The 19,344-nt window shown below is 68.0% G+C and carries 17 protein-coding genes; 3 read left to right on the top strand and 14 right to left on the bottom strand.

Annotated features, from left to right (window positions below):
- On the top strand, window positions 1-180 hold a 180-nt coding region (locus tag MHZ35_RS14485; protein WP_446741057.1), incomplete at its 5' end, for a hypothetical protein.
- Here the strand turns inward: MHZ35_RS14485 and MHZ35_RS14480 are convergent.
- From MHZ35_RS14480 to MHZ35_RS14455, 6 genes are all read right to left on the bottom strand, one after another.
- Window positions 177-1,004, bottom strand: coding sequence for an HpcH/HpaI aldolase/citrate lyase family protein (locus tag MHZ35_RS14480; protein ID WP_239436285.1), 828 nt, complete (start codon window positions 1,002-1,004; stop codon window positions 177-179). The genes MHZ35_RS14485 and MHZ35_RS14480 overlap by 4 nt on opposite strands.
- On the bottom strand, window positions 1,001-1,453 hold the full coding sequence (locus MHZ35_RS14475) for a MaoC family dehydratase (RefSeq protein ID WP_239436284.1): 453 nt from the start codon (window positions 1,451-1,453) through the stop codon (window positions 1,001-1,003). The genes MHZ35_RS14480 and MHZ35_RS14475 overlap by 4 nt, the downstream gene beginning before the upstream one ends.
- Window positions 1,453-3,345, bottom strand: coding sequence for an acetyl/propionyl/methylcrotonyl-CoA carboxylase subunit alpha (locus MHZ35_RS14470; RefSeq protein WP_239436283.1), 1,893 nt, complete (start codon window positions 3,343-3,345; stop codon window positions 1,453-1,455). Before MHZ35_RS14470 ends, MHZ35_RS14475 begins: the two co-directional genes overlap by 1 nt.
- A complete protein-coding gene (locus MHZ35_RS14465; protein ID WP_342453531.1) occupies window positions 3,345-3,815 on the bottom strand; it encodes an endonuclease domain-containing protein in 471 nt (156 codons plus the stop codon). The genes MHZ35_RS14470 and MHZ35_RS14465 overlap by 1 nt, the downstream gene beginning before the upstream one ends.
- A gap of 5 nt (window positions 3,816-3,820) precedes the next feature.
- A complete protein-coding gene (locus MHZ35_RS14460; RefSeq protein ID WP_239436281.1) occupies window positions 3,821-5,422 on the bottom strand; it encodes a carboxyl transferase domain-containing protein in 1,602 nt (533 codons plus the stop codon).
- A 136-nt stretch (window positions 5,423-5,558) separates the two neighbouring features.
- Window positions 5,559-6,725: an isovaleryl-CoA dehydrogenase gene (locus MHZ35_RS14455; protein ID WP_239436280.1), complete on the bottom strand. Its 1,167-nt coding sequence runs from the start codon at window positions 6,723-6,725 to the stop codon at window positions 5,559-5,561.
- Window positions 6,726-6,885: 160 nt separating this feature from the next.
- Between MHZ35_RS14455 and trhO the strand changes: the two genes are divergently transcribed.
- Entirely contained in the window at window positions 6,886-7,827 is a 942-nt protein-coding gene (gene trhO, locus MHZ35_RS14450; protein WP_239436279.1) for an oxygen-dependent tRNA uridine(34) hydroxylase TrhO, read from the top strand.
- Between the two features lie 34 nt (window positions 7,828-7,861).
- Here the strand turns inward: trhO and MHZ35_RS14445 are convergent, their stop codons facing one another.
- From MHZ35_RS14445 to MHZ35_RS14420, 6 genes are all read right to left on the bottom strand, one after another.
- The gene (locus MHZ35_RS14445) at window positions 7,862-8,545 is read right to left on the bottom strand and encodes an HPP family protein (protein WP_239436278.1); all 684 of its coding nucleotides are present in this window, start codon (window positions 8,543-8,545) and stop codon (window positions 7,862-7,864) included.
- A 101-nt stretch (window positions 8,546-8,646) separates the two neighbouring features.
- Window positions 8,647-9,531, bottom strand: a complete 885-nt coding sequence (mmsB, locus tag MHZ35_RS14440; RefSeq protein WP_239436277.1) for a 3-hydroxyisobutyrate dehydrogenase — start codon at window positions 9,529-9,531, stop codon at window positions 8,647-8,649.
- Window positions 9,532-9,554: 23 nt separating this feature from the next.
- On the bottom strand, window positions 9,555-10,331 hold the full coding sequence (locus MHZ35_RS14435; protein ID WP_239436276.1) for an enoyl-CoA hydratase: 777 nt from the start codon (window positions 10,329-10,331) through the stop codon (window positions 9,555-9,557).
- 12 nt (window positions 10,332-10,343) lie between these two features.
- Complete coding sequence (locus MHZ35_RS14430) at window positions 10,344-11,390, bottom strand: enoyl-CoA hydratase/isomerase family protein (protein WP_239436275.1); 1,047 nt, start codon at window positions 11,388-11,390, stop codon at window positions 10,344-10,346.
- Window positions 11,387-12,532 (bottom strand): acyl-CoA dehydrogenase family protein, encoded by a 1,146-nt coding sequence (locus tag MHZ35_RS14425; RefSeq protein WP_239436274.1) that lies wholly within the window; start codon window positions 12,530-12,532, stop codon window positions 11,387-11,389. Before MHZ35_RS14425 ends, MHZ35_RS14430 begins: the two co-directional genes overlap by 4 nt.
- Before the next feature lie 61 nt (window positions 12,533-12,593).
- Window positions 12,594-14,126 (bottom strand): CoA-acylating methylmalonate-semialdehyde dehydrogenase, encoded by a 1,533-nt coding sequence (locus MHZ35_RS14420; RefSeq protein ID WP_239436273.1) that lies wholly within the window; start codon window positions 14,124-14,126, stop codon window positions 12,594-12,596.
- 151 nt (window positions 14,127-14,277) lie between these two features.
- Here MHZ35_RS14420 and MHZ35_RS14415 point away from each other — a divergent pair, with 151 nt between their 5' ends.
- Window positions 14,278-14,685: a hypothetical protein gene (locus tag MHZ35_RS14415; RefSeq protein WP_239436272.1), complete on the top strand. Its 408-nt coding sequence runs from the start codon at window positions 14,278-14,280 to the stop codon at window positions 14,683-14,685.
- A 28-nt stretch (window positions 14,686-14,713) separates the two neighbouring features.
- Here the strand turns inward: MHZ35_RS14415 and MHZ35_RS14410 are convergent, their stop codons facing one another.
- Both MHZ35_RS14410 and MHZ35_RS14405 read right to left on the bottom strand, forming a co-directional pair.
- On the bottom strand, window positions 14,714-16,186 hold the full coding sequence (locus MHZ35_RS14410; RefSeq protein WP_239436271.1) for a glucoamylase family protein: 1,473 nt from the start codon (window positions 16,184-16,186) through the stop codon (window positions 14,714-14,716).
- Window positions 16,187-16,261: 75 nt separating this feature from the next.
- Complete coding sequence (locus tag MHZ35_RS14405; RefSeq protein WP_239436270.1) at window positions 16,262-19,336, bottom strand: TonB-dependent receptor; 3,075 nt, start codon at window positions 19,334-19,336, stop codon at window positions 16,262-16,264.
- Between the last annotated feature and the right edge of the window lie 8 nt (window positions 19,337-19,344).

Below are 19,344 nucleotides of genomic sequence, written 5' to 3'. Positions count from 1 at the left end.
CTGCCGACCGCGATCGAGACCTACGCCGATCACCGCATCGCGATGGCCTTCTCCCTGGCGGGCCTGAAGATCGGCGGGATCCGTATCCTCGATCCGGGATGCGTTGGGAAAACCTACCCCGGCTATTGGGACGCGCTAGCGTCGTTGGGGGTACAGCTGGTGCCGGAGGTCGGAGCCTAAGCTCGGGCGAGCAGGCGCTGCGCCTGCTTCAGGTGTGGCGCGTCGAGCATGCGTCCCTCGTAGCGCAGCACCCCTGCCCCCGGCGCAGCGGCGAAGGCGGCGATCACCGCCCGCGCCTCCTCAAGCTGATCCGGAGTAGGCGTGAAGGCGGCGTTGATGACGGGTACCTGCGCGGGGTGGAGCGCGAGCATGCCCGTAAAGCCATCCCGCACCGCGCGCGCCGCATAGCGCACCAGCCCGTCTTGATCGGCCAGCGCCGGATAGACGGTGTCGATCGCCGCCACGCCGGCCGCGTGTGCGCCGAACAAGGCGAGCGCGCGTACCATCTCATAGGGAGGGGTGTAGCGCCCGTCCTCCTCCCGGGAGGTGGCAGCGCCGATCGCTGCCGGCAGGTCCTCCGCACCCCAGCTGATCCCGAGCAGGTGGTCCGCGACTTCCGAATAGCTGCCGAGCGCGAAGATCGCGGCAGGTGTCTCCGTCGCGATCGGAAGAACCGGGGGACCTTCGCCTCCAAGCCGATCCACGAGCCGGCGGATGCTCGCCGAGCCCTCCGCCTTGGGCAGCACGATGCCGTCGGCACGTCGCGCGGCGGCAAGGTCGGCATCCAGGCGTCCGGAATCCAACGGATTGATCCGCACCAGCCGCAGGACACCGTCCGTCGGCTGTCCCAGGAACGTCGCCACCTCTCGCGCCGCCGCATCCTTGGCGTCCGGATGCACCGAGTCCTCCAGGTCGAGGATGATCGCATCCGCGCCGCTCGCTGCCGCCTTGGTGAAGCGTTCGGGCCGGTCGGCAGGCACGAACAGCAGCGACCGCAGCCTCATGCCGCGCTCCGCCGCAGCAGCGCGGTACGCAGGCAGTCGCACACGACCACGTCGCGCTGATTGAACAGCTGGTGGCGGAAGGTAACGATCCCGGCATCGGGCCGCGAGCGGCTGTCGCGCAGCTCCACCACTTCGGTCTCGGCGCGCAGCGTGTCGCCCAGGCACACCGGCTGCGGATGGACCAGCTTGTCGTAGCCCAGGTTCGCCACCAGCGTGCCGAGCGTCGTATCGCCGACCGAGAGACCCACCATCAGCGCGAAGGTGAAGGTGCCGTTGACGAGGATCTGGCCGAACTCCGACGCGCGCGCCGCCTCGGCATCGAGGTGCAGTGGCTGCGGATTGTGGGTCATGGTCGAGAACAGCAGGTTGTCGGTCTCGGTCACGGTGCGGCGGATGTCGTGGACCAGGCGGTCGCCCACCTGCCACTGGTCGTAGAAGCGTCCCGCCATCAGCCTTCCTCCCGCTCGACTCGCACGAGCAACGATCCCTCGCGAACCTGTGCGCCCGCCGCCGCGGGTAGCTCGGCCACCGTACCGTCGAAGGGCGCGACCAGCCCGTGCTCCATCTTCATCGCCTCCAGCGTCAGCAGCCGTTGCCCCTTGGCGACCGCCTGCCCCGCCGCCACGTCGACCGCGGTGACGCGGCCCGGCATCGGCGCCAGCAGGCTGCCGTCGGCAGCGCCGCCACCCGCCGCACCCTCGGCACGGCAGCGACGGAAGCGGCGCAGTTCGCCGTCGTGCTGCACTACCGGGCCTTCGCCGCTGTCGAAGCCGCCGAACGCTTGCGCCGGCGGCGTTGCCAGGTCGACCACGTAGCGCCCGCCGCGATCGTCGACCAAAGCGACTTCGCGCCGCGGCGCCGCGTTTAGGCGGAAGCCGCTGCCCCGCTCCCATGGCCCCTCGCCTTGCGGCTCCGCCAGCTCCTCCGCGGCCCAGCGCGCCATGGCGTCGAGCGGCAGCGCCGGCTCGGTCAACTCGGCCAGATGCCGCTCGATGAAGCCGGTATCGACCGCGCCGGAGCGGAACTCCGGATGGCTAAGGCAACGCGCGGCGAAGCCCAGGTTGGTGCGTACCGGCCAGACCTGCGCCAGCCGGCACGCGGTGGCGAGCGCCTCTGCGGCGGCATCGCGGCTCTGCCCCCGCGCGATCAGCTTGCCGAGCATCGGGTCATACTGGTCGGAGACACGGTCCCTCGCCTCCACGCCCATGTCGTAGCGCAGGTCGAGCAGGCCAGCATCCGGGCTCGGCAGCCGCAGCACGTCGAGTGGGCCGGTGGACGGCAGGAAGCCGGTCGCCGGATCCTCGGCATAGAGCCGTGCCTCCATCGCCCAGCCGTCGATCGCCAGCTGGTCCTGGCGCAGCGGAAGCGGCTCGCCGCTCGCGACCCGCAGCTGCCATTCGACCAGGTCGACGCCGGTGATCGCCTCCGTCACCGGATGCTCGACCTGCAGCCGCGTGTTCATTTCCATGAACCAGATGCGGTCGGCGCGTAGCCCGTCCGATCCGTCGGCGATGAACTCGATGGTCCCCGCTCCGACATAGTCGACCGCCTTGGCCGCGCGCACGGCGGCGGCACAGATCGCCTCGCGCGTGTCGGCGTCCATGCCGGGCGCCGGCGCTTCCTCGATCACCTTCTGATGGCGGCGCTGGAGCGAACAGTCGCGCTCGAACAGGTGGACGACCTTGCCGTGGCGATCGCCGAACACTTGCACCTCGATATGGCGCGGGGAGAGGATGTACTTCTCGATCAGCACGCGATCGTCCCCGAATGCCGATGCCGCCTCGCGCTGGCAGGACTGGAGCAGCTCGGCAAATTGCGCCGCGTCGTCGACGCGCCGCATCCCCTTGCCGCCGCCACCGGCGACCGCCTTGATGAGCACCGGATAGCCGATCGCCTGCGCCTCGGCCGCGAGCCGTTCGGCGCTCTGGTCCTCGCCCAGATAACCCGGCGTCACCGGCACGCCCGCGTCGATCATCCGCTGTTTGGCTGCGTCCTTCAGGCCCATCGCGCGGATGCTCGCCGGGGCGGGCCCCACCCACACCAGCCCGGCGGCAACCACCGCCTCGGCGAAGTTGGCATTTTCGGAGAGGAAGCCGTAGCCGGGATGGATCGCCTCGGCACCGCTCTCGCGCGCGGCGGCAAGGATGCGCTCGCCCACCAAATAGCTCTCGCGCGCCGGCGCCGGCCCGATCGCCACCGCCGCATCCGCCAGCCGCACATGCCGAGCGTCGGCGTCGGCCTCCGAATAGACGGCGACAGTCCGGATCCCCATCCGCCGCGCCGTGCCGATGATCCGGCACGCGATCTCGCCCCGATTGGCGATGAGAAGAGACTGAATCATCAAAACTCCTTCTCCTCCCCGGCACGGGGAGGGGGACCAGCCGCAGGCTGGTGGAGGGGGCGGGCCACGCGCGCCGCGATGGCGGCGAGCACCGAACCAATGTCGCGCAGTACGTCGGAGGCACAGAGGCGCAGCACATCGATACCGTTGTCGCTGAGGAAGCGGTCGCGCTCCGCATCTCGCGCCGGTCTGTCTCCGTAGTCGTGCGCGGCGCCATCAACTTCTACCGCCAAAGACGCAGACGCGCAGAAGAAGTCGGTAACATATGGGCCTACAGGATGCTGACGGCGAAAGCGCACCGCGAGCTGGCGACCCCTGAGTTGCTGCCACAGCAGCACCTCAGGGGGCGTCATCTGCCGACGCAACGAGCGCGCTCGCGCGACCTCCGGCCGAAGCGTACGCGGCGCTCCCCCTCCACCAGCCTGCGGCTGGTCCCCCTCCCCGTTCCGGGGAGGAACCGATCCGACCACGCCCCTCACATCCGGAACACGCCGAACCTCGGCGTCTCCGGGATCGGCGCTTCCAGCGTTGCCGCCAGCGCGAGCCCCAGCACGTCGCGGGTCTGCACCGGATCGATGATGCCGTCGTCCCACAGCCGCGCGGTTGCGTGCCAGGGGTTGCCCTCGTCCTCATACTTCTGACGGATCGGCGTCTTGAACGCCTCCGCCTCCTCCGACGACCAAGTGGCAGCATCGCGGTGGACCGTGGCGAGCACGCTTGCCGCCTGTTCCCCGCCCATCACGCTGATCCGGCTATTGGGCCAGCTGAACAGGAACCGTGGGCTATAGGCGCGCCCGCACATGCCGTAGTTGCCGGCCCCAAAGCTGCCGCCGATCAGCACCGTGATCTTGGGCACCGTGGCGGTGGCGACCGCGGTCACCAGCTTGGCGCCGTGCTTGGCGATTCCTTCCGCCTCATATTTCCCACCGACCATGAAGCCCGAGATGTTCTGGAGGAACAGCAGCGGCACGCGGCGCTGGCAGGCAAGCTCGATGAAGTGCGCGCCCTTCACCGCGCTGTCGCTGAACAGCACGCCGTTGTTGGCGAGGATCGCGACCGGCTGGCCCCAGATATGCGCAAAGCCGCACACCAGGCTGCTGCCGTAGAGCGGCTTGAACGCGTGGAACTCGCTGCCGTCGACCAGCCGGGCGATCACCTCGTGCACGTCATAGGGCGCGCGCACGTCCTGCGGCACGATGCCGTAGAGCTCCTGCGGGTCGTGCCTGGGCGGGCGCGGCGGCTGCCGATTGACGCTCGCTTGCGCCGGCGGCGGCAGCGTCGAGACAATGTCGCGCACGATCGTCAGCGCATGCTCGTCGTTCTCGGCGACGTGGTCGACCACGCCGGAAGTGCGGCCGTGGGTCTCCGCCCCGCCGAGCTCCTCGGCGCTGATCTCCTCCCCTGTGGCCGCCTTCACCAGCGGCGGGCCGGCGAGGAAGATCGTGCCCTGGTTGCGCACGATCACGCTCTCGTCCGACATGGCGGGCACATAGGCGCCGCCGGCGGTGCAGCTGCCCATCACGCAGGCGATCTGCGGGATGCCGAGCGCCGACATGTTTGCCTGGTTGAAGAAGATCCGGCCGAAGTGATCGCGGTCCGGAAACACCTCCGCCTGGTGCGGCAGGTTCGCGCCGCCGCTGTCGACCAGATAGATGCACGGCAGCCGGTTGGCCTCGGCGATCTCCTGCGCGCGCAGATGCTTCTTGACGGTGAGCGGGTAATAGGTCCCGCCCTTCACGGTCGCGTCGTTGCAGACGATCATCACCTGCCGGCCGGAGACGCGGCCGATGCCGGCGATCACCCCGGCGCCCGGCACCTCGCCGCCGTAGAGATCGTGCGCAGCGAGCTGGCCGATCTCCAGAAACGGCGAGCCCGGGTCGAGCAGCCGCTCGACGCGCTCCCGCGGCAGCAGCTTGCCGCGCGCGGTGTGGCGCTCGCGGGCGCGTTCGCCGCCGCCTTGCGCGGCCGCAGCGACGTCGGCACGCAGCCGCTCGGCGAGCGCGCGGTTGTGCGCGGCGTTGGCTTTGAAGGTCTCGCTATCCGGCGCGACATTGGTGGGGAGGACGGGGGCGGTCATGACAGCTCCTCCCCGTTCGCTGGGAGGGGACCCAGCCGCAGGCTGGTGGAGGGGGCGTGCGGAAAGCGGGGCGGGTGCGGCATGCCCCCTCGACCAGCGGCTGCGCCGGCGGTCCCTCTCCCCGTTCCGGGGAGGATCACTGTGCCACCGGCGGGTTGTTGCCGACCAGCTCGCGTCCGATCAGCATCCGCCGGATCTCGTTCGTCCCCGCACCGATATCCAGCAGCTTCGCGTCGCGCAGGAAGCGCTCGACTGGCCAGTCCTTGGTATAGCCCGCCCCACCGAGCGCCTGGATCGCCTCCAGTGCGACCTTCACCGCATTCTCGCTCGCCAGCAGGATCGCGCCGGCCGCGTCGAAGCGCGTCGTCCGCCCCGCGTCGCAGCTGCGCGCCACCGCATACACATACGCCCGGGCCGAATTGAGTGCGACGTACATGTCGGCGACCTTGGCCTGCATCAGCTGGAACTCGCCGATCGGCCGGCCGAACTGGCGCCGCTCGCGTACGAAGGGGATCACCACGTCCAGGCACGCCTGCATGATGCCGAGCTGGATGCCCGCAAGCACCGCCCGCTCGTAATCGAGGCCCGACATCAGCACGCCGACGCCGCCGTTCAGCGGCCCCATCACATTCTCTTCGGGCACGAAACAGTCGTTGAACACCAGCTCCGCGGTGGGGCTGCCGCGCATCCCCATCTTGTCGATCTTTTGCCCGATCGAGAAGCCGGTCATGTCCTTCTCGATCAGGAAGGCGGTGATGCCGCGGCTTCCCTCGCCGGTCTTGGCATAGACCACCAGCGTGTCGGCATAGGCCGCGTTGGTGATCCAGAACTTCGTGCCGTTCAGGCGAAATCCGCCGTCGACCGCCTCTGCGCGCAGCTTCATCGACACCACGTCGGAGCCGGCGCCCGCCTCCGACATCGCCAGGCTGCCGACATGCTCGCCGGACACCAGCTTGGGCAGATACTTCGCCTTCTGCTCGGCATTGCCCCAGCGGCGGATCTGGTTGACGCACAGGTTGGAGTGCGCGCCATAGCTCAGCCCGACGGAGGCGGAGGCGCGGCTGACTTCCTCGACCGCGACGACATGCTCGAGATAGCCGAGGCCCAGCCCGCCGAACTCTTCCTCCACGGTGATGCCGTGCAGGCCGAGCGCACCCATCTCAGGCCACAGGTCGCGCGGGAACCAGTCTTCCGCATCCACCCGCGCGGCAAGGGGCGCGATCCGATCCGCAGAGAAGCGGCGTGTGGTCTCACGGATCGCGTCGGCCATCTCGCCGAGCGCGAAGTCGAAGTCCGGGGTCAAATGGCCTCTCCATCTGTTCTATTTTGCCCGAGTGTAGCACGGGTTTTCGCGAACGAAAGTTGCGCGTGCGTGAAACAGCCGAAAAGCGTCGTGGCGCTGCTGGCGGGCGACGACGCGATCCTCTAGAGCAGCGGCAATCCCCATCTTCCCGAGAACCACCGTGTCCGATCCGTTGCCGATCCGCGTCGTCGCGCTGTACCGCTTTACCTCCTTCGCCGACCCGGCCGCGTTGCGGGGCCCCCTCGCCCAGACGTGCTGCAGCCTCGGCGTGAAAGGCACGCTGCTGCTCGCGCCGGAGGGGATCAACGGCACGATCGCGGGCACGGATGCGGCCATCGACGGGGCGCTCGCCGCCATCCGCGCGCTGCCGGGCTGCGCGGAACTGGAGCACAAGGAGTCGCGTGCGGCAACTATGCCCTTCCACCGCATGAAGGTGCGGCTGAAGCAGGAGATCGTCACCATGGGCGAGCCGGAGGTCGATCCCGTCGGCCAGGTCGGCGCCTATGTCGCCCCGGAGGATTGGAACGACCTGATCGCCGATCCGGAGGTGGTGCTGATCGACACGCGCAACGCCTATGAGGTGGCCGTCGGCACCTTCGAAGGGGCCGTCGATCCGCAGACGGAGAGCTTTCGCGACTTCCCGCGCTGGTTCCGCGAGCACCGCGACGAACTGCTGGCGGGTAAGAGCAAGGTGGCGATGTTCTGCACCGGTGGCATCCGCTGTGAAAAGGCGACGGCGCTGCTCCGGGCGGAAGGAGTGGACGAGGTCTACCACCTCAAGGGCGGCATCCTGAAGTATCTGGAGACGGTGCCGGAGACGGACAGCCGCTGGAACGGCGAATGTTTCGTCTTCGACCAGCGGGTCGCGGTCGGCCACGGCCTGGCGCCAGGCAGCCATGCCTTGTGTCATGCCTGCCGCATGCCGGTGAGCGTCGCGGACCAGGCATCACCGCTTTTCGAGGAAGGCGTCAGCTGCCCCGCCTGCTACCACCAGCGTAGCGACGAGGACCGCGCCCGCTATGCCGAGCGGCACCGGCAGGAGAAGCTCGCCAAGGCCCGCGGCCAGGAGCATGTCGGCGCGACGACCGCCAGCCGCGACTGATCAGCGAACCCGGGAGCACGGAGCGCGCCTAGGATCACTTGCGCGCGCGCCTCTCGTTCGCGTGATGCTCCACCCGCTGGAATAGCAGGTCGAGATCTTCCTTGCTGACGTCGAACGTCTCGCCGAGGTCCTCCAGCGCGCGGTCCAGATCCTCCGGGTGCGGGACGCTTTCGACGGGCAAGGGCGCACGTGGCGCGACCGGCACCGGTCGGTGCGGGTAGGAGTGGCCGGAAAAGCGGTGGAACAGGACGCCCGCCACCATCAGCAGCACGGCATTGATGCCCACCGGCACGAACGCGAAACCATAGCCGGCCGACAGCACCACGGGGCCGCCGACCACTGCGGTTAGTGCCGCGGCCCCCCCTGGCGGATGGAGGCAGCGCAGCAGCGACATCGCCAGGATCGCGCCGCCGACCGCGATCCCCGCCGCCAGGTGCGGCACCGGCACCAACTTCGCCGCCGTCACCCCGACGAGCGCGGAGACGATGTTGCCGCCGACGACGGACCAGGGCTGGGCGAGCGGGCTTGCCGGCACCGCGAACACCAGCACCGCCGCCGCGCCCATGGGCGCAACGAGCAGCGGCAGTGACGTCGCGTCGCCGAGCGCCCAGAAGGTGATCGCGCTGGTGAGCGCGATCCCGAGTACCCCACCCAGGCAGGCGAGCAGGCGATCCGGCAGGTTCGCACCGGCAAGGATGGGAGCAAAGAGAAGGCGCATCGATCCACCGTGTTGGAAGACCGGCTCCTGTCGCCCAGTGACCGGGAAGCCAAGTCAAAAAACGAGCCGCCTGGCCAAGCACTGCTTGGCGGCGCTTGCCCTCAGCCCTGCCGGCCGAGCATTCGGATGATGCCGGAAAAGTCGGTGGCGGCACCGCCTTGCGCCACGAAACTGCCGTAGAGCTCCGCCGCCCGGGCGCCCATCGGCGTGTCGACGTTGGCGCCGCTCGCCGCGTCCAGCGCCAGCCGCAGGTCCTTGAGCATCAGCGCTGCGGCGAACCCGCCCTGATAGTCGTGATCCGCTGGCGTCTCGGGACCCACGCCCGCCACGGGGCAATAGGTCGTCATCGACCAGCTCTGCCCGGAGCTCGCCGAGCTGATGTCGTAGAAGGTCTGCGGGTCGAGGCCCAGCCGCTCGGCCAGGACGAACGCCTCGCAGGTGGCGATCATGGTTGCGCCCAGCAGCATGTTGTTGCAGGCTTTGGCCGCCTGCCCGGCTCCCGCCCCGCCTGCATGGATCACCGCCTTGCCCATCGCCTGCAACAGCGGCTGGGCGGCCGCGAACGCCTCCTCGCTTCCGCCGACCATGAAGGTCAGCGTTCCGGCGGCCGCGCCGGCGATCCCGCCGGAGACCGGTGCATCGACGGCGAGCAGCCCCTTGGCCGTCGCCGCCTCGGCCAGCTGGCGCGCGGTCGCGACGTCGATGGTGGAGCTGTCGATCAGAACCGCCCCCGGTGCGGCCACGCCGAACACCGCTTCCTCATAGACTTGTGCGACGTGCTGCCCGGCCGGGAGCATCGTCACCACCGCCTCGGCGCCCTCGGCAGCCGCCCGCGCGCGCTCCGCCGGCAGGCACCCCGCCTTTCGGGCACGCTCCAGCGCCTCTTGCGAAAGGTCGAAGGCGCGGACGTCGTGCCCTGCCTTCGCCAGGTTCGCGGCCATGCCGCCGCCCATGTTGCCCAGGCCGATGAAGCCGATCCGTGCCATATGCTACCCTCTCCCCGCCTGCCTCAGCGGCCCGTCCAATTGCTCGGCCGCTTCTCGACGAAGGCGGCCATGCCTTCCTTCTGGTCCGCGGTGGCGAAGAGCCCGTGGAACAGCCGGCGCTCGAACTGGATGCCTTGGGCAAGCCCGGTTTCGAAGGCGGCGTTCACCATCTCCTTGTTCGCCTTGATCGCCAGCGGCGCCATGCCGGCGATGGTGGCGGCGGTCTTCATCGCTTCCTCGACCAGATCGGCGGCGGGTACGATCCGGCTGACGAGGCCGGCGCGCTCCGCCTCCTCGGCATCCATCATCCGGCCGGTCAGGCACATCTCCATCGCCTTGGCCTTGCCGACGGCGCGCACCAGCCGCTGCGAGCCGCCCATGCCCGGCGATACGCCCAGCTTGATCTCGGGCTGGCCGAACTTCGCGGTGTCGGCGGCAAGGATGAAGTCGCACATCATCGCCAGCTCGCAGCCGCCGCCCAGCGCATAGCCCGCGACCGCCGCGATCACCGGCTTGCGGGTGGCGGTGATGCGCTCGTACCCGGCGAAATGGTTGGTGCCGTACATGTCGGCAAAGCCCATCTCCGCCATTTCCTTGATGTCGGCGCCGGCGGCGAACGCCTTCTCGCTGCCGGTAACGACCGCGCAACCCTGCGCGGCATCTGCATCGAAGGCGGCAAGCGCGGCGATCAGGTCGGCGAGCACCTGCGCATTGAGCGCGTTGAGGGCCTTGGGCCGGTTAAGCGTGATCAGCGTCACCGCCTCGCGCTGCTCGACCAGGATCGTCTCATATTCAGCCAATGCAGGTCTCCTTCAGCCCTCCGGGCTCCATTCGCTCTCCGCGTCCAGGGGGGCGAAGATGCGGTCGATCATGTGGTCGGTCACGCCCTCGGGCGTCGCCGGGTCCCAGCGGGGCGCGTTGTCCTTGTCGACCAGCACCGCGCGCACCCCTTCGGCAAAGTCGGGGCGCTGCACAATGTGGGCAGCCACCGCATACTCCTGGCGCATCTCGTCTTCGAAGGTCGGCATGGTCGCACCTTCCAGCAGCAGCTTGAGCGCGACCTTCATCGACAGCGGCGATCGGCTGCGCAGCACCGACAGTTGCTCGGTTGCCCAGTCGCCGCCATCCGCCTCCAACGCCGCCAGGATGTCCTCCAGTCGATCCGACGCGAACAGGCGATCGATCGCCTCCCGATGCTCCAGTATCGCCGCGGACGGGGGCTCATCCGAGAGGGCGTCGAGAATGCCAGCGGCTTCCTGCGGCGCCTCGCTCAGCCGCGCCTTGGCAGTCTCCAGGCGTTCGGCATGGATATAATGGGTGGCGAGGCCCAGCGCGTGGCATTCGGCACCGCCGATGCGGGCGCCGGTCAGTGCGAGATACTGCCCGACCCGGCCCGGCAGGCGCGACAGATACCAGCCGCCGCCCACGTCGGGGAACAGGCCGATTGCGGTCTCGGGCATGGCGAACAGCGTGTTCTCGGTCGCGATCCGGAAGCGCGCCGGCTGCGAAATACCGACGCCGCCGCCCATCACCACGCCGTCCATGAAGGCGACGACCGGCTTGGCATAGGTGAAGAGCCGGTGGTTGAGCCGGTATTCGGTCGCGAAGAACGCCCGCGCCTCGACGCCGTCGCCCTTGCCGCTCTCCGCGGCGCGCCGCACGTCGCCTCCTGCGCAGAAGCCGCGGCCCTCGGCATGGTCGATCAGCACGATCTCCACGGCCGCGTCCCCGCGCCAGGCTTCGATCGCCTCCAGCATGGTGGCGCACATCGCCTCGTTCAGCGCGTGGAGCGCCCGCGGCCGGTTGAGCCGGATACGTCCGGCCTTGCCCTCTACTGCCGTCAGGACCTCGCCACTCATTCGCGCACCAGTTCCCGGCCCACGATCATGCGCATCACCTGGTTCGTCCCCTCCAGGATCGAATGGACGCGCAGGTCGCGCCAGAAACGCTCGATCGGATAGTCCATCAGATAGCCGTAGCCGCCATGAAGCTGGAGCGCACGATCGACCACGGACGATCCCGTGTCCGTGGCGAAGCGTTTGGCCATCGCGGCAAAGCGCGTCTTGTCCGGCGCCTCGGCGGTGACCTTGGCTGCCGCGGTATAGAGAAGCGCCCGGGCCGCCTGCAGCTCGGTATCCATGTCGGCGAGGGTGAACTGCGTGTTCTGGAAGTCGGCAAGGGCCCGGCCGAACTGCTTGCGATCGCGGGTGTAGCGGATCGCCTCGTCCAGGCAGCGCTGCGCGCCCCCCAGCGAACAGGCGCCGATGTTCAGTCGCCCCCCGTCGAGCCCCATCATCGCGAAGCGGAACCCCTCGCCCTCCTGTCCTACAAGGTTCTCGGCCGGCACGCGCACGCCGTCCAGGTTCACCTGCGCGGTCGGCTGGGAGTGCCACCCGAGCTTGCGCTCCTGCGCGCCAAAGGAGACGCCTGGCATCTCCTTTTCCACCACGAAGCAGGAGATGCCGCGCGGCCCCTCCTCCCCCGTCCGCGCCATGACGAGGTAGACGTCGTTCTCGCCCGCGCCGGAGATGAACTGCTTGGTGCCGGTCAGCACATAGTCGTCGCCGTCGCGCACGGCCCGCGTTCGCAGCGCCGCCGCGTCGGAGCCGGACGACGGCTCGGTCAGGCAATAGCTCGCCATTCGCTCCATCGTGACGAGGTCCGGCAGGTACTTGGCCTTGAGCGCGTCCGACCCGAATCGATCGAGCATCCATGACGCCATGTTGTGGATGGAGATGAGTGCGCTGGTGGAGGGACAGCCATAGGCCATCGCCTCCATGATCAGCGCCGCCTCCAGCCGGCCGAGGCCGATGCCTCCTTGCTCCTCCGACACATAGATGGCGGCGAAGCCGAGTTCCGCGGCCGCCTTGATCGTGTCGCGCGGGAAGATGTGCTTCTCGTCCCACTCGCCTGCATGCGGCGTGATGCGATCGGCGGTGAACCGCCGCGCCAGATCCTGGATCTCGCGCTGGTCCTCGGTGAGGTCGAACTGGTTTGTCATGTTCAGGGTACAACTCGTCTGTGTCGTTCCGGCCGATCGGCCCTGCGGCTGGATGGGCAGATCACCCCATCGTCGGGATGACGAAGGCGTCCTGCACGCGGCTGGGCCCGCCGTCCTCGCTTCCGGTCGGCAGCGCCGACCCATCCGGCCAGCGTTGGGTGACTGTCTTCACCTTCGTCCAGAAGCGGACGCCCTCCATGCCGTGCTGGTTGGAGTCACCGAAGCCCGAGCGCTTCCAACCGCCGAAGCTGTGATAGGCGACCGGCACCGGGATCGGCACGTTGATGCCCACCATGCCGACGTTCACCCGCGCGGCGAATTCGCGCGCGGCGTGGCCGTTCCGGGTGAAGATCGCGACCCCGTTGCCGTATTGATGCTTCGAGGGGAGCTTCAAGGCCGTCTCGAAATCGGGCGCGCGGACGATCTGGAGGACCGGGCCGAAGATCTCCTCGCGATAGCTCGCCATTTCCGGCGTTACGCGGTCGAACAGCGAGGGGCCGATGAAGAAGCCCTGCTCGTGGCCTTGCAGCGAGAAGCCGCGGCCGTCGACGACGAGTTCGGCACCCTCTTCGACGCCGCGCTGGATCCAGCCCTCGATCCGCGCGCGGTGCTCGGCTGTTACCACTGGTCCGTAATGCGCCTCCGGGTCCGTCGAGACCCCGACGCGAAGCGCCTCGATCGCCGGAATCAGCTTCTCCCGCAGCGCTTCCGCGGTACGATCGCCAACCGGCACCACCACCGGCAGCGCCATGCAGCGCTCGCCCGCCGAGCCGAACGCCGCGCCCGCCAGGTCGGCGACCACCTGGTCGAGGTCGGCATCGGGCAGCACCACGCCGTGGTTCTTGGCCCCGCCCATCGCCTGCACCCGCTTTCCCGCCTCGGCCCCGCGGCGGTACACGTAATGCGCGATGTCGGAACTGCCGACGAAGCTGACGCCGGCAATGGCGGGGTGGTCGAGGATCGCATCCACCATCTCCTTGTCCCCGTGCACGACCTGCAAAATGCCTTCCGGCGCGCCGGCCTCCAGCATCAGTTCGGCCAGACGCACCGGTACGCTCGGATCGCGCTCGCTGGGTTTGAGGATGAAGGCGTTGCCGCAGGCGATCGCGATGCCGAACATCCACATCGGGATCATCGCGGGGAAGTTGAACGGGGTGATGCCCGCACCGATGCCGATCGGCTGGCGCATGGAGAATACGTCGATCCCCGGCCCTGCCCCCAGACTATACTCGCCCTTCAGCGCATGGGGGATGCCGCAGGCGAACTCCACCACCTCGAGGCCGCGCTGGATGTCGCCGCGCGAATCCGCCAGCACCTTGCCATGTTCGGAGGACAGCAGCCGTGCGAGGCTGTCCATCTCCGCCTCGACCAGTTCCTTGAAGCGGAACATGACGCGAGCCCGGCGCTGCGGGTTGGTTGCGGCCCAGCCGGGCTGCGCCGCCTCGGCTGCGGCTACCGCCCGGTCGAGGTCGGCCCGCGACCCCAGCCGCACCTCCGCCTGCACTTGGCCGCTGTTGGGATCGAACACGCGGCCCGTCCGGCCGCCGGCTGGCGCGTCGTCGGCTTGCGCGACGACATGGTCGATGAAACGCATCGGCTCTCTCTCCTCGCAGGCGCGGCGTCTGCTGGCCGTCTGCCTGTAATTTTGTTTCAACTAGCTCGGATGAAGCCGCGGGACAATCTTGCTCATCGATCGTTCAGCACAGCTGTGGCATTTGCGTAGCAATCAACGAAAGGTATCCGCGATGCGTCTCCGTTTCGCTCTTCTCGCCGCCGCGCTGCTTGCCGGTGGCACCGCGTCTGCCGCGCCCCAGGACAACAGCCGCTACGAGGCCAAGCTCGCCAAGGCGCTCGAAGGGCGCACGGCGGGAGAACCCGTCAAGTGCATCAACCTGCGAGACATCCGATCGACCGAGATCATCGACCGGACTGCGATCCTGTATCGGATGTACAACGGCACCGTGTACGTCAATCGTCCCTCCGGCGCCGCGACCCTCGACAACGACGACATCCTCGTCACCAAGACGTTCACGTCGCAGCTGTGCAGCATCGACATCGTCCAGCTGGTGAGCCGGACCAGCCGCTTCTCGTCCGGCTCGATCGGCCTGAGCGAGTTCGTTCCCTACAGCAAGGTGGGCGCGACCAAGAACTAGGCCGCTCCGCCGGCGCCTCCAGAACAAGCTAGGCGCCGGCCCCTCCGGCTGCGGCGAGCCAGCCGCCGGTGAAGCCCGCCCGCTCAAGCCCGCGGCGGATGTGCGGGTTCTTCTGCATGGTCTTCCAAATGAGGCCGGAACGCCAATTCTCGATCATGCAGACGATCGGCCCCTGGTCGATGCCCAGATAGTCGACATCGACCCAGCCGACGCCGGGCACGACCTTGCCGTGCTTCAGTCCCACGTCCGGCGCGGTCATCGTCGGGTTGAACGCATCGAGGAAGCCGTACTTCCCATAGATGGCCGCGCCATAGCGGGCGTGCATCGCCTCCACCGCGGGCACGACGATCTCGGGCGCAAAGGCAATCGATCCCAGCGCGGCCGTCGGCGCCAGCGTACCGTCGTCCCGGTCGCCGGGACCACGGGCGGAATAGCTGAAGAACTCCCGCTCCTGCCCGTCGAGGCGCACCTTGAAGTCACCCGGCCCGTCGCAAGCGGTCAGCCCCCACACGTCCGCGCTATACCCGGTCCAGCCGGCGGGGTTGTCGGCAGCATAGGCCCGCTGCGCATAGGTCGCCCGGCGACTGTTCTCGAAATAGTCGAGGTCCTTGCCCGTCATGTAGGTGTCGCGGATGCCGCGAAAGTCGATCCAGACGTGGCTGTACTGGTGCCCGAACATGGGGGCGAAATGCAGATAGGGATCGCCGCCGAAGCGCCCTGTCCAACTGGGTTCGAACTGTTGCGACCATGCATCCCAGGTCTCCGCCGGCAACGCATGGGTGGGGGAGCCCAGCGCCAGCACATAGAGGAGCATGCCCTCGTTGTAGATTTCCCAGTCGTGGCGGATGAACCCGCTCTCAGGGTGCCAGCCCATCGACAGGAACGGTGCCCGCGGGGTGATCCAGTTCCACTCGACCGCGGCATAGATTTGGTCTGCGAGCGCGCGGATGCGCACTTCGTCGGGATGATCGCCGTCGAACCAGCTTTGAGCGAAGAGAATGCCGCCCAGCAGCAGCGCCGTGTCGACGGTCGAAAGCTCTGCTCGGGCGAAGCGATGCCCCCTGGTCACGCCTAGGAAGTGGTAGAAGAAGCCCTTGTAGCCGCTGAACCCGGTTTCGCCCGGTCCTTGCGGCGCGTTGGCAAAGAATTCGAGCGTCGCCAGCGTGCGCGTCCGCGCCGCGGCTCGCGTCACCCAGCCATGCACGACGCCGATCGGATAGGCGGTCAGCGCAAAGCCTACTGCCGCGATCGACGCAAACGAGGGGGTCGGCCAGCGATCCGGCGCAAGACCGGTCTTCGGATCGGTGGTTTCCCAGAAATATCGGAAGGTGCGCTGCTGGATTTCGGCAACCAGCCTCGGCAGTTCGACGCCGTCCTCGGGCACGGGCGTCGGAAGCGGCCCCAGCGCCGCGCTCAGCAGGCGCTCCGTCTGCGCACAGCCCGCCAGCAGGCCTGTCGCACCACTCGCCCCGGCCAGAAGAAGCTGTCGCCGGTCGAGCATGGGACACCTTTCACAAACGCAGAACAACAAAACTGGCGGGCGGCGCGACAGCACCGCCCGCCAGAGCAGGGAGAGTTAGAAGGAGAAGCCCGCGGAGAGCTTCACCGTGCGCGGCGGGTTCCCGCCGATGCTGTAGGTGGAACGCTCCCGATAGACGCTCGGCGAACCAGGGGTGCGCGTCGTGTCGTCCGGGCTGTTGTTGAAGTCGACATAGTTGCGGTCGTTCATCAGGTTGATGATGTCGAGCCGGAAGCGAAGACGCGCCTGATCATAGAGGAAGTTCAGCGGCACGTACTTGGTGATCGCCAGGTCGAGCTGACGACGGCCCCAACGATCGCCCGAGCCGAGCGCCTCTGCACCGACGATCACGCGCTCGTACGGATCCGCCCGATCGACCAGCGCCCGCAGGTAGGTCGGCGATTCGATCTGGAACTTCGCGGAGATCGACATGTCGATCGGCAGGTCGACGCTGCCCGCCACCACGAAGCGATGCCGCGGCACCGCACCGGAGCGAACGAACGGGTAATCGGCCGCACTCGGGAAATCGAGCAGGAAGTATGCGGCCTGGTCCCCGTTCGGGCGGTTATCCTCCGCCTCGGTGTAGGTGTAGGTCGCATCCAGGCTCCACGGCGACTCAGCCGAGTAGACCTTGGTCAGCTTGAAATATGCCGAGTCCGCCTTCGTCTCGAGCCCGTTGTCGCCGATGATGATCGACCCGTAGCCGGCCGGCGAGAAGTTGCCCGGGCCCTGCGGCGCGCCCGTGGTCGGGGACGGTGCGAAGAACGAGCCGTCGGGGCGACGATTGCCCTGCAGGTAGACGAAGCCGTCCTTGCTGACGATGCGGGTGTAGCCGACTTCCAGCTCGACCGGCTGGAACCGGCCGCGCAGGCCGAGGCTGAACTGATCCGAGTACGGAACCTTCAGGTCGTTGTTGATGAAGCGGAACTCACGCCCGCCCGCCGTGCCGCGCGCCGCCAGCTGCTGACGGCCTTCTTCCGTCAGATATGCCGGATCCCAAGCGATGCAGACCGGGTTGGTCGACAGGCACGGGTTCTGCGTGTCGGCACCCTGGAACAGGAAGGTGCGACGCTGGAAGCGGCCGGTGGCCAGCTCCTGCTGCAGGAAGTCGAACTGGTTGCGGTCGTACGACCGGCCGTAGCCGCCGAACACCGAGAAGCGACCCGCCTCGTCGAAGCGATAGGTAAAGCCCACGCGCGGCTGCCAGGCGCCCTTGAACGCCTTACGATTGTTCCCGTTCGAGATATAATCGTTGATGTCGTAGTCGGCGTTGATGAGGTTCGGGTAGTTCTCCGGCGAGATCGCCTTCAGATCCTCGTCCGGGGTGACATAGTTGAGGAACGCCGGCGTCCGCTCGTAGTCCCAGCGCAGGCCCAGGTTCAGCGTCAGCCGGTCGGTGACGTCCCAGTCGTCCTGAAGGTACAGGCCGAGCTGCCAGTTCTTCGAACGGATGCGCGGGTCGCCGAGCGAACCGACCGCACCGAACTGAAGCTGGTACGGGATGTCGTCATTGAAGCCGTCCGCCACCGGAAGGTTGAGGTCGTAGCTGTAGAGCGGGTTGAGGAGGTTCTGCTCAAGCGTATTGAGCTTGACCCACTTGCTCTTCACGCCGGCCTTGATCGTGTGGCCGTCGAAGCCGGTCCAGGTGAAGTCGTTCTGGACGGTCCAGCCGGTCTGGCCCTTGTCCTGGAAGTTCAGGCCCGCACCGATGCGGAACAGGTTGTAGGTGTTGATCGAGCTACCGTTCACCTCGGAACGGCGGAACTGCTGGCTGATGCCGTCCGTCGCCGGCCGGGGCGCCCAGCTCACATCCTCGTAGCCGACGCGGAAGTCGTTGATCCAGTTGTCGGCAGTATGCTGCCAACGGGCGGTGCCGCGGATTTCCTCGACCTTGCTCAGCGTCGCAGTCGAATAGGCCGCGATGCCGTTGCTGATCTGCAGGCCGGATTCGTTTCGGTACTTGCCCGTGAATTCAAGCAGATCGCTGTCGGTCGGCGTGATGTCGATCTTGCCGAAATACAGATCCTGCTTGAAGGTGGAGCTGTAGGTACCGAACTGGTCGCGATACTGCTCCGGCAGGCTGTCGACCGAGATGCCGTTTGCAGGCAGAACGTCGACCGGCACTTCACGCCGCTTGCCTTCGTAGCTCACGAAGAAGTGCGCGAGGTCCTTCACGATCGGACCGCCCAGTGCGACGCCGAACTGTTTGTCGGTCGTCTTCACCTTGTCGATCTTGGTCGGATAGATTTCGGTCGGGCGACGGTCGCGCAGGCTCTCGTCGGTGTAGTCGAAGAAGCCTTCGCCGTGGAACTCGTTGGTACCCGACTTGGTCGTGGCGGTGATCGCTACCGATCCGACCTGGTCAAACTCCGCCTTGTAGTTGGAGGAGATCACCTGATACTCGCCGATCGCGAGCTGCGGGAACGGATTGCCCGGCGACGAGTCCTGGCCCGTCAGGCCGCCACGCAGGACATAGTCCTTCTGGCTGACGCCGTCGATGAACACGTTAACGGAGTTGCTGCCCTGTGCGCCGCCCTGGATGCGCGAGGAGCCGTCCGAGCTCTCGATGAAGCGGACGCCCGGCGCCAGATCGGCGAAGGCGAGGAAGTTGCGGCTGTTCTGCGGCAGCTGCTCGATCAGCCGGGTGGTGATGTTGATGCCCACCTGCCCGCCGGTCAGCGAGCGCAGACGGCTGCCCGTCACGATCACGTCACCGCTGGTATCCGCGGTATCGGCCGCCTGGCCGCCATCCTGCGGCTGCTCGGCTGCCGGAGCCCCGGCACCCTGGTCGGCGCTCAGGTCGAGGTCGAGGCCTGCGTTCTGACCGACGTTGAGGGTGAAGTTGTCGGAGTTGCGGGTGCCGTTCTGCAGCTTGATCTCGAGCCGGTAGGTGCCCGCCCGCAGCGACGCGAAGTTGTAGCTGCCGTCCGCGCCTGCGACCACGGTCCGCCGGAAGCCGGTCGAGACCTCTACGACGGTGACCTCCACCACGGGATTGTCCGCGGGGGCGGTGATGGTGCCGCGCAGCGATGCCTGCCCGACCTGCGCCGCTGCCGGCGTGATCACTGCCGTGCTGGCCGCCAGCATCGTCGCGCCCGCGAGCGCTAGCCGCAAAGCCTTGGTCCTACTCATGATTCTGC

Source organism: Sphingomonas sp. ACRSK, from assembly GCF_022346685.1.
GTDB classification, from domain to species: Bacteria; Pseudomonadota; Alphaproteobacteria; order Sphingomonadales; family Sphingomonadaceae; genus Sphingomonas; species Sphingomonas molluscorum.
The sequence above is the reverse complement of the archived record's forward strand: the minus strand, read 5'-3'. Positions and strand labels throughout refer to the sequence as shown.